We start from the raw sequence: 9,424 nt of genomic DNA on the forward strand, positions 1-9,424 counted from the left end.
CCGACGCGGTCCCGCGACTACCCGAGATCGGGTTCGGGGACGTGGAAGTGCGCGTCGCGCAAGCGGAATGCTTCCTTCGTGCCGTGCTCGGCGCGGGTCTTGACGAAGTTGAACTCGCCAGGGGCGAACTGCAGGTTGGTACCGAAGGCGTGGAAGAAGTAGCTGGCGACCTCTTCCCCCTGATACGCCTGGCTCTGCTCGACCATCCGGAACGCCTCCTTGGCGATGACGACGCCGTCGGCGGGCATCTTCGCGGCTTTCTCCGCCCAGTAGCGCGCTCGCGCGGTCACCGCGGCGGGATCACAGGTCTCGGTGAACACCCCGAGATGCTCCACACTCGCCGCCTCGACGATGTCCCCGGTCAACAGCAGTCGGCGGGCCAGCACCGGGCCCAGCCGATGAAAGAACATGTGCAGGCTGCCCAGCGCCGGGCCGAGGAACCGGGCCGCGGGCATGCCGATCCGGGTGTCGCGGGCGATCACCGAGATGTCGGTCATCAGGGCCATCTCGAACCCGCCGCCGAGCGCGTACCCGCTGATCTCGCCGACGGTGACCTTCGGAAAGCCAAGGAACTCGTGGTAGAAGCCGAAGGACTTGCGGTCCACGGTCAGCCGCCTGCGCTGACTGGGCCTGCGCGGTGCCGTGCGCTCACCGTTCGTGGCGGCGCGCTCGCCGTACCAGCCGTAGGCGTTGTTCATATCGGCGCCGGTGCTGAACACCTGCTCCGCGCCGCGCAGCAGCACCACGGTGATGTCGTCGTCGTCGGCCACCCGGTCCAGGCAGCGGGCGATGTCGTCACGCATCGCGGCGTCGTAGGAGTTGCGCTGGGCCGGGTTGTTCAGGGTGATGGTGGCGATCCGGCGGTCCGGATCGAGCTCGTAGAGCACACGGCCGTCGGTGGCAGGGGACACGGTCATCGGCTATCTCTTCCTGGGTTTTTGGGGTAATCGGCAGCGGCCGTCAGGGACGGCTGGTTCGGGGCCCGAATCGCGCCGTGGGCAAGCCGTCGATGGGCACGGCGACGGTGCGCACGACCGCCGAGCACAGCAGCTGCCCGTCGCGCAGGATGCGGGCGGTCGATTCGATCTCGCGGTCGCTCAGCACACGCACGATGTCGAAGTCGAGTTCGGTGAGGATCGGGGTCGGCCTGCGATAGGTGACCTCCATCGATCGCGTCTTGCCCGCCACTGCGGACGCACAGCTGTGATGCTGGACCACGGCGTCGAAGAAGACACCGAGGAAACCACCGTGCACGAGGCCGGGCGGCCCCTCGTGGACGAGAGGAAAGGTGATGCGGCCCCGCGCTGTCGCGGTGTCGAGGTGGTCGAAGACGTACTCGGGGAAGCAGGGATTGAACGCGCCGATGTCGAAGGCGTGGTTCAGGTACACCCGACGGTCCGTGGGGTCGCCGGCGAATCGCGGCGCCGGATCGGGCGGCACCGCGGCGGCGAGTTCGCGTTCCCATCCCGACAACTCGGACAGCATCGCGTCGACGGCCGGGTGCGGATGCTCGAGCGCGAGCAGCAGGCCGACGACGCGGCGCACGGCCGCGGCGGCGGCGGCGGTCTGGGCGAGAGGTTCCGCACCGAAGCGGCCCGTCGGCGCGCTGTCGGTGCGCGCCGTGTCCGGTGGCACGGCGGCGGGCTCGGCCATCGCAGCTCTTTTCTTCTCGGGGCATCGCGGCCACTCTGGCGGAGGGCTGACGGTATTGTCTACTGTACATGCAACAGTATGTTTCACTACCCCCGTCTCCAGGAGGCAAGCATGCCGTTCGACACCATCGGCTACGAGGTCGACGGGCACACGGCCACCATCACGCTCGACCGCCCGCACGCCCTCAATGCGCTGAGCCCGCACATGATCACCGAACTGCGGGACGCCTACGACGAGGCCGAGCACGACGACAAGGTGTGGCTGCTGATCGTCACCGGGACCGGCCGCGCGTTCTGCACGGGTGCCGATGTCACCGAGATCCCGGGCGACGGCAAGGTGGTCAGCGAGCGGCCCTACCTGTCGACCTACGAGCAGTGGGAGGCGCCGCAGGAGGGCACGCCGCCGTTTCGCACCATGACCAAGCCGATCATCGTCGCGGTCAACGGATTGTGCTGCGGGGCTGGGCTGGACTGGGTGACCACCGGCGACATCGTCATCGCCTCGGATCGGGCGACCTTCTTCGATCCGCACGTCAGTATCGGGCTGGTCGCCGGGCGCGAGGTGGTCCGCCTGGCCAGGGTGCTGCCCCGGACCGTCGCGCTGCGGATGGCGCTGATGGGCAAGCACGAGCGGATGAGCGCCCAGCGGGCCTACGAACTCGGCATGATCACCGAGGTGGTCGAGCACGACCGCCTGCTCGAACGCGCGCGCGAGATCGCCGAGATCGTCAATTCCAATGCGCCCCTTGCCGTTCGCGGTACGAGACTGGCCATCCTCAAGGGCCTGGACGTGCCGCTGCACGAGGCCGAGATGCTCGCCGAATCCTTCCGGGAGCGGGTCACCCGCACCGAGGACGCCCTCGAGGGGCCACAGGCCTTCGTCGAGAAGCGCGACCCGATCTGGCAGTGCCGATGAGCACCCCCTATTCCACCGTGCTGTTCGAGGTCGACGAGCGCGACCGGGTCGCGACGGTGACCCTCAACCGCCCGGACCGGCTCAACGCCTTCGACCGCGTCATGTGCGAGGAGATGCGCGAGGTCTGGCGGCGGATTCGCCTGGACGACTCGGTGAACGCCGTCGTCCTGCGCGCGGCAGGCACGCGCGCCTTTTCCGCGGGCCTCGACATCAAGGTGCCCTACGGCCAGCCGGAGGGGATCTGGCACCACGAGGATCCCGGCGAGGCGCTGAGCCCGAAATGGCAGAAGATGTGGAAGCCGGTGGTGTGCGCCGTGCAGGGGATGTGCACGGCGGGCGCGTTCTACTTCGTCAACGAAGCCGATGTGGTGATCTGTTCGGAGGAAGCCACCTTCTTCGACTCCCATGTCTCGGCGGGGCTGGTCTGCGCGCTGGAACCGATCGGGCTCATGCGCCGCGTCGGTCTCGGCGAGACCCTGCGCATCGCGCTGATGGGAAATGACGAGCGGGTCTGCGCCGGCACCGCGCTGCGGATCGGTCTGGTTTCGGAAATCGTTGCCCGCGAACAGCTCTGGGACCGCGCACATTCCATCGCCGCCGGGATCGCGGCCAAACCGCCGACCGCCACCCAGGGCACGGTGCGCGCGATCTGGGAATCCCTGGACAAGCCCTACCGGGCCGCGATGGAGCACGGTCTCGTCTACACCCGCCTGGGCAATCCGATCGCCAAGGCGGAACTGGCGGCCGCCCGCGACGGCGGGCCCGCCGCCCCGATCGAACCGAGGATCCGCTGATGACCCAGCCGCCCGACCACCCGCTGAGCACCCGGATCCGGCAGATCCTCGACCTCGCACCCGACGCCAGGGCGATCGAGTTCGACGGAACCTGGTTCACCTGGGGCGAACTCGCCACCGCGACACACTGCACCGCCGACCACGTACCGCGGGCACAGCCGGTGGGCATCCTGTTGCGCAACCGCCCCGAACACGTGGCCGCGTTCCTCGGTGTCCTGCTCGCGGGAGGCACGGTGGTCGTGATCAACCCCGCCCGCGGTGACGACCGGATCCGCGACGACATCACCGCCTTGGATCTGCCGCTGGTGGTCGGCAACACCGACGATCTCACCGCCATGGTCGGCCCCGGCGCCACGACGCTGGCTGTGGATGGCTTGGACGGACAGCCGGGGCGAGTGCGGGCGAAATCCGTTGCGTCGGCGACTAACTCGGTGACCGCGGTCCGCATGCTGACCAGCGGCACGACCGGCCCGCCCAAGCGCGTCGACCTGACCTACGACATGTTGTGGCGCAGCGTGCTGGGGGCCGACCCCGATCGCCATCCGGTACCCACCGCGCCGCGCACCGGTGTCGCGATCGTCAATGCCCCGCTGGTGCACATCGGCGGCGTGTTCCGGATCCTGCAATGCGTGCTCACCGCACGGCCGTTCGTCTTCCTGCCGCGTTTCGAGCTGGACCGCTGGGCCGCCGTCGTGCGCGAACACCGGCCCGGCGCGGTGTCGCTGGTGCCCGCCGCGTTGCGCATGGTGCTGCACTCCGATCTCACCGCCGATGATCTCGCCGGTGTCCGGGCAGTCACCTCCGGCACCGCTCCCCTGTCGGCCGCCGACGCCGACGCCTTCCAGGAGAAGTTCGGCATCCCGGTCCTGACCTCGTATGCCGCCACCGAATTCGGCGGCGGGGTCGCGGGATGGACGCTGGCCGACCATCGGCAGTTCTGGCAGGCCAAACGCGGCAGCGTCGGACGGGCCAGCGGTGGCGCCCTCCTGCGGGTGGTCGCCGACGACGGCACCGAACTCGGCACGGACCGCCAGGGACTGCTCGAGGTGATACCCGGTCAGCTGGGGCCGGGGACGGACTGGATCCGCACCACCGACCTCGCCCGCATCGACGCCGACGGCTTCCTGTGGATCCTGGGACGTGCCGATCAGGCCATCATCCGCGGCGGATTCAAGATCATGCCCGACGAGGTGCGCGCGGCCATCGAGGCGCATCCGGCGGTGCGCGGCGCGGCCGTCGTCGCCCGGCCCGATCACCGCCTCGGCGAGACCCCGGTCGCGATGGTCGAATTACGCCCCGATCGCCGGACCGAGATCACCGACCTGCTCGACCATCTGCGAACCCGGTTGGCCCGCTACGAGATTCCCACCGATATCGCACTGGTCGACGCCATCCCCCGTACCCCGTCGGGCAAGCCGGATCTGTCCGCGGTCCGCGCGCATTTCGCCGGCACCGGCACCCGACAGGAGTGAACGCCATGATGACAACCCTTCGACACATCAGCGGGCTGCTCGACCACATCGGCTTCCGCAAGAGCACCGACAGCCAGGGCACACCGAACTGGGAACTGCCCGTCGCGCCCCATGTGGTCAACACCTCCGGGGGCCTGCAGGGCGGCCTGATCGCCACCCTGGTCGACATCGCCGCGGGCACGGTCGCGCTCGAGCACCGGCCACCGAACGCCGGCGTGGTCACCTCGGACCTGAACGTGCGCTACTTCCGTCCGGTCACCGACGGCGCGGCGCGCACACAGTGCACGGTCGTGCACGCGGGTAAGCGCTCGATCGTCGTGCAGGTCGAGGTGTACGGCGGGCCCGACGACAGCCTCGCGGCACTGGCCACCGTCAACTTCGCGACCGTCGATTTCGCCACCGATCGCACCGCCGTCGCGAGCGACTGACCGATGGATACCGCACGGGCATCCGCGATCGAACGCAGCTGCGCGGTGACCGCGGTGGCCTTCTCCGAACGCCGGCGCACCGACGCGCGTCTGATGACCGGCGAACACCGGGGATTCGGTCTGAGCACGGGACGTCGCATCGTGCACGTCCCGTACCCGCCGATCGACGCCGACTGGACTCGCACGACCCTGACCTGTGGTGTCGCACTGCAGTGTTCGCCGTCCAAGGACCGCATCGCCGAGTACGCGCTGCACGAGCTGTCACCGCGGCAGCGGGCGGCGCTGTCATTGATCGAAGGTGGTGTGGCCGCCGCCTGGGTCGGTGCCCGCTTGCCTGGCCTCCTCCCCGAATTGCGCAGGGCGCTGACCGATCTCGAGCTCCACGAGGACGATCTCGACGGTGGCCGGATGCTCGATCGGGCTCTCGCACTGGCCAGGACCAGGCGGGTCCTCGCGACGTACCCGTTGCTCGGCGCGCTGCCGTCGGGTGCGGCCGGACGCGGCGCCCTGGCCTCGGCCGTGCGCCGGGTGTACGCCCGGATGCCGTGGACGTCGGCGCGCAGCGACTCCTACCGCCCGCCGACGGTCCCGGTCGGCGGGGACGGCGGTGCGCGCAACGCGAACCTGCCGCCGCCGAGCCGACCGGAGGACGACGACGTCGAGGTCAGGGCCGACCAGCGCGCCGGTATCCCCTACCCGGAGTGGAACCGCTGGACCGGTGCCTTCCTGCCCGACCATGTCGCCGTGCTGGAACGCAAGCTGCCCACCCGCAACTCCCCGATCACCGCCGTCTCCGGTGATGTGCGGCGCTGGTTCGAACACCACACCCACCGCGCGATGCGTTCCGGGCTCGAGGACGGATCCGATATCGACATCGACCGCTACGTCGCCTATGTCGTCGACGCGGGCACCGGCCGGGCGCCGCAGCCGCGAGTGTTCCGGGAGCTGGCGCCCATGTCTCGCGATGTCAGCACCGCCCTGCTGCTGGACGGCAGCTCCTCGCTCGGAGTGCACGGCGGGCAGGTCTTCCGGCTCGAACTCGACTGCGCGGACGCCCTGTCGCGGGCGATGACCATGGCCAGGGAACGGCACGGCATCTTCGTGTTCACCGGCAACACCCGGCACCGGGTGCAGGTGGACTGTCTCAAGGATTTCCAGGACCCACATTTCGTCGACCCGAGCAGCCTCGGGTTGGTCACCGGCGGCTACACCCGGCTCGGTGCTCCCCTGCGCCACCTGACCGCCCGGCTGGTCGATCAGCCGTCCCAGCGCAGACTGCTGATCGTCATCGGCGACGGACTGATGTCGGACGAAGGCTACGAAGGCCGCTACGCCTGGGCCGATGTCGCCCATGCCGTGGAGGAAGCCGAGGACGCCGGGGTCAGGGTCTTCTACCTCGGGGTCGGCCCGACCCGGGTCGACCCGCTGCCGGAGGTGTTCGGGCCAAGGCGATCCCGCCGCATCGGGCGGGTCGACGAATTGCCCAGAGCACTCGCCCAGATCCATCGAGAGTTGGTAGCCGAATGAACACAGACCCCTATTTCGCCGCCGGTATCGAGGTGCCCCTGTTCGAGGGTGCGCATCGTCAGCGGCTGCCGGTGATGCTCACCGGGCCCACCGGGTGCGGCAAGACCCGTTTCGTCGAACACATGGGCAGGCTGCTCGGCAGGCCGGTCGTGACGATCAGCTGCCACGACGACCTCACCAGCTCGGACCTGGTCGGCCGGTTCATGGTCACCGGCGGTGACGTCCGCTGGACCGACGGTCCGCTCACCCGGGCCGTGAAGTCCGGGGCGATCTGCTACCTGGACGAGGTGGTCGAGGCCCGGCACGACTCCCTCGCGGTCCTGCACGCGCTCACCGACCACCGCCGCACGCTGTTCCTGGATCGCGCCGACGAAGTCGTGGCCGCACCCGATCCGTTCATGCTCGTCTGCTCCTACAATCCCGCCTACCGCAGTTCACTCAAGGAACTCAAACCCTCGTTCCGGCAACGGTTCGTCACCGTCGCCATGGACTACCTGCCGCCGGAGCGCGAGGCCGAGCTGCTGGTGGCCGAGACCGCGGTGGATCCGGCGGTGGCCCGGCGACTCGTCGGCTGCGCGGTCGCCATCCGCAAGGCCGACGGCGCTTTCCATTTCGAGCCGCCATCGACCCGGGTCCTCGTGGCGGCGGCGCGGCTCGTCGCGGCCGGGATCGGCGAGCTCGACGCCGTGCACGCCTGCGTGCTCGCGCCGCTGAGCAGTGACGGCGCGATCCACGACGGCCTGCGTGAGATCGCGGCGGCGACCCTGGCGGAGGTACCCGTGGCCACCTGAGCAGCGGATCAGGACGGCGTCGGCGCGGGCGGCCGGTAGAACAGCGCAAGCTGACCCGCGCCCGCCGCCAGGCCCAGCCCGGCGGCGATGCCGAAACCCACCCAGCCGTCGACGTTTTCGCTGCCGAACAGCAGACCGTCGACGCTCAGCCGGCCAGGGCCGATCGTCGCTACGCTGATCGCCGCCAGCGCGAGCACCAGGTTGTACTCCCAGCCGTTGCCGACGATGAAGAAGCCGTGCGCGCGATGCACCGTCCACGCGGCCACCAGCATCAGGGCGACGAACCCGGCTGCCGCGAACGGCGTCGCGATGCCCAGTGCCAGCGCGAGTCCCGCGCCGACCTCGGCTCCCGCGGCCACACGCGCGTGTACCGCGCCGGGGCGCATCCCGATGCTGTCGAACCAGCGGGCCGTGCCCGGGATCCGCCCGCCGGTGAAGATCTTGCCGTAGCCGTGCGCGGCCATTGTCAGCCCGAGGCACACCCGCAGGATGAGTACCCCCGCGTCGATCGCTGTCATCGTCGTTCCCTCTTCTCGATTCCGGTTACCGATAGTATTACAGTAAACGCGAACACAACGTATCGACCAGCCACGGCGACTGCCGTGCCCGAGGAAGGCTTCGCCATGACCAGCACGACCACCGACCAGGTCACCGACGAGGATTTTCACCAGATCCTCGCCCAGACAAAAGATTTCGTCCGCACCGTCGTGGTCCCGCGCGAGTCCGAGATCGCCGCGCAGGACCGGATCCCGGACGAGATCGTGGCGCAGGCCAAGGCGATGGGCCTCTACGGATACGCCATCCCGCAGCAGTGGGGCGGGCTCGGCCTGCATCTGGCCCAGGACGTCGAGCTGGCCATGGAACTCGGCTACACCACCCTGGCCCTGCGGTCCCTGTTCGGCACCAGCAACGGCATCGCCGGGCAGGTCCTGGTGGGGTTCGGCACCGAGGAGCAGAAGGCCCGCTGGCTCGAGCCCATCGCCACCGGCGCCGTGGTCGCTTCGTTCGCGCTGACCGAATCCGGCGCCGGATCCGATCCCGCGGCGCTGCGCACCACCGCGACCGCCGCGGGCGGGGACTGGATCATCAACGGGGAGAAGCGATTCATCACCAACGCGCCGGTGGCCGATCTGTTCGTCGTCTTCGCCCGCACCCGGCAGGCCGACAGCTCGGGGCCCGGGATCTCGGTGTTCCTGGTGCCGGCGAGAACGCCGGGCGTCACGGTCGGGTCCAAGGACCGCAAGATGGGCCAGGAGGGCGCGTGGACCGCCGAGGTGAGTCTCCGGGACGTGCGGGTCGGCGCGGACGCCCTCGTCGGCGGCCAGGAGGACGTCGGCTATCGGGCCGCCATGAGTTCCCTGGCACGCGGGCGCGTCCACATCGCGGCGCTGGCCGTCGGGACCGCGCAGCGCGCGCTCGACGAATCGGTCGCCTACGCCGCCACGGCCACCCAGGGCGGCACCCCGATCGGGCGCTTCCAGCTGGTGCAGGCGCACCTGGCCGATATGCAGACCGGCGTCATGGCGGGGCGGGCCCTGGTGCGCGCGGCCGCGCAGTCCTGGGTCACCGGCGAGGACCGCCGCCTCGCGCCATCGGTGGCCAAGCTCTACTGCACCGAAATGGCCGGTCGCGTCGCCGATTCCGCGGTGCAGGTGCACGGCGGCACCGGGTACATGCGGGGCGTGGCGGTGGAGCGGATCTACCGGGACGTGCGCCTGCTGCGGCTCTACGAGGGCACCAGCGAGATCCAGCGTCTCATCATCGGCGGTGCGCTGGTGCGCGCGGCCGAATCCACCAGCAGGTGACACGGACCCGGGTGGCGCGGATCGAGGACGATCCGCACC

Annotated in this window: 10 protein-coding genes; 7 read left to right on the plus strand and 3 right to left on the minus strand. The window is 69.9% G+C overall.

Features of this window, described 5'->3' with window-relative positions; translation table 11 throughout:
• Positions 1-17: 17 nt before the first annotated feature.
• The gene (locus ACWF9G_RS34010; RefSeq protein ID WP_452520316.1) at positions 18-917 is read right to left on the minus strand and encodes an enoyl-CoA hydratase/isomerase family protein; all 900 of its coding nucleotides are present in this window, start codon (positions 915-917) and stop codon (positions 18-20) included.
• Positions 918-960: 43 nt separating this feature from the next.
• Positions 961-1,653 carry a hypothetical protein gene (locus tag ACWF9G_RS34015; RefSeq protein ID WP_452520318.1) on the minus strand — a complete coding sequence of 231 codons (693 nt, stop codon included), beginning with the start codon at positions 1,651-1,653 and terminating at the stop codon, positions 961-963.
• A gap of 111 nt (positions 1,654-1,764) precedes the next feature.
• Between ACWF9G_RS34015 and ACWF9G_RS34020 the strand changes: the two genes are divergently transcribed.
• Genes ACWF9G_RS34020 through ACWF9G_RS34045 form a run of 6 tightly spaced genes read left to right on the plus strand, consistent with a single transcriptional unit; the run spans position 1,765 to position 7,580 of the window.
• A complete protein-coding gene (locus ACWF9G_RS34020; RefSeq protein WP_357347510.1) occupies positions 1,765-2,568 on the plus strand; it encodes an enoyl-CoA hydratase/isomerase family protein in 804 nt (267 codons plus the stop codon).
• Complete coding sequence (locus ACWF9G_RS34025; protein WP_452520320.1) at positions 2,565-3,362, plus strand: enoyl-CoA hydratase/isomerase family protein; 798 nt, start codon at positions 2,565-2,567, stop codon at positions 3,360-3,362. The genes ACWF9G_RS34020 and ACWF9G_RS34025 overlap by 4 nt, the downstream gene beginning before the upstream one ends.
• Entirely contained in the window at positions 3,362-4,834 is a 1,473-nt protein-coding gene (locus ACWF9G_RS34030; RefSeq protein ID WP_452520322.1) for a class I adenylate-forming enzyme family protein, read from the plus strand. The genes ACWF9G_RS34025 and ACWF9G_RS34030 overlap by 1 nt, the downstream gene beginning before the upstream one ends.
• 5 nt (positions 4,835-4,839) lie before the next feature.
• Entirely contained in the window at positions 4,840-5,262 is a 423-nt protein-coding gene (locus tag ACWF9G_RS34035) for a PaaI family thioesterase (protein WP_452520324.1), read from the plus strand.
• A 3-nt stretch (positions 5,263-5,265) separates the two neighbouring features.
• Positions 5,266-6,789, plus strand: coding sequence for a MorD protein (locus tag ACWF9G_RS34040; protein ID WP_452520326.1), 1,524 nt, complete (start codon positions 5,266-5,268; stop codon positions 6,787-6,789).
• Positions 6,786-7,580, plus strand: a complete 795-nt coding sequence (locus tag ACWF9G_RS34045; RefSeq protein ID WP_378826314.1) for an AAA family ATPase — start codon at positions 6,786-6,788, stop codon at positions 7,578-7,580. Before ACWF9G_RS34040 ends, ACWF9G_RS34045 begins: the two co-directional genes overlap by 4 nt.
• A gap of 8 nt (positions 7,581-7,588) precedes the next feature.
• Here ACWF9G_RS34045 and ACWF9G_RS34050 read toward each other — a convergent pair whose 3' ends face one another.
• Positions 7,589-8,098: a DoxX family protein gene (locus ACWF9G_RS34050; RefSeq protein WP_452520328.1), complete on the minus strand. Its 510-nt coding sequence runs from the start codon at positions 8,096-8,098 to the stop codon at positions 7,589-7,591.
• Between the two features lie 105 nt (positions 8,099-8,203).
• Between ACWF9G_RS34050 and ACWF9G_RS34055 the strand changes: the two genes are divergently transcribed.
• Entirely contained in the window at positions 8,204-9,385 is a 1,182-nt protein-coding gene (locus ACWF9G_RS34055) for an acyl-CoA dehydrogenase family protein (protein ID WP_452520330.1), read from the plus strand.
• The last annotated feature ends 39 nt before the right edge of the window (positions 9,386-9,424 follow it).

This window comes from Nocardia sp. NPDC055029, from assembly GCF_053608525.1.

Excerpts from the sequence above, each read along its gene's own strand:
- ACWF9G_RS34010 (WP_452520316.1), bottom strand. The coding sequence starts at position 917 with ATGACCGTGTCCCCTGCCACCGACGGCCGTGTGCTCTACGAGCTCGAT.
- ACWF9G_RS34015 (WP_452520318.1), bottom strand. The coding sequence starts at position 1,653 with ATGGCCGAGCCCGCCGCCGTGCCACCGGACACGGCGCGCACCGACAGC.
- ACWF9G_RS34020 (WP_357347510.1), top strand. The coding sequence starts at position 1,765 with ATGCCGTTCGACACCATCGGCTACGAGGTCGACGGGCACACGGCCACC.
- ACWF9G_RS34025 (WP_452520320.1), top strand. The coding sequence starts at position 2,565 with ATGAGCACCCCCTATTCCACCGTGCTGTTCGAGGTCGACGAGCGCGAC.
- ACWF9G_RS34030 (WP_452520322.1), top strand. The coding sequence starts at position 3,362 with ATGACCCAGCCGCCCGACCACCCGCTGAGCACCCGGATCCGGCAGATC.
- ACWF9G_RS34035 (WP_452520324.1), top strand. The coding sequence starts at position 4,840 with ATGATGACAACCCTTCGACACATCAGCGGGCTGCTCGACCACATCGGC.
- ACWF9G_RS34040 (WP_452520326.1), top strand. The coding sequence starts at position 5,266 with ATGGATACCGCACGGGCATCCGCGATCGAACGCAGCTGCGCGGTGACC.
- ACWF9G_RS34045 (WP_378826314.1), top strand. The coding sequence starts at position 6,786 with ATGAACACAGACCCCTATTTCGCCGCCGGTATCGAGGTGCCCCTGTTC.
- ACWF9G_RS34050 (WP_452520328.1), bottom strand. The coding sequence starts at position 8,098 with ATGACAGCGATCGACGCGGGGGTACTCATCCTGCGGGTGTGCCTCGGG.
- ACWF9G_RS34055 (WP_452520330.1), top strand. The coding sequence starts at position 8,204 with ATGACCAGCACGACCACCGACCAGGTCACCGACGAGGATTTTCACCAG.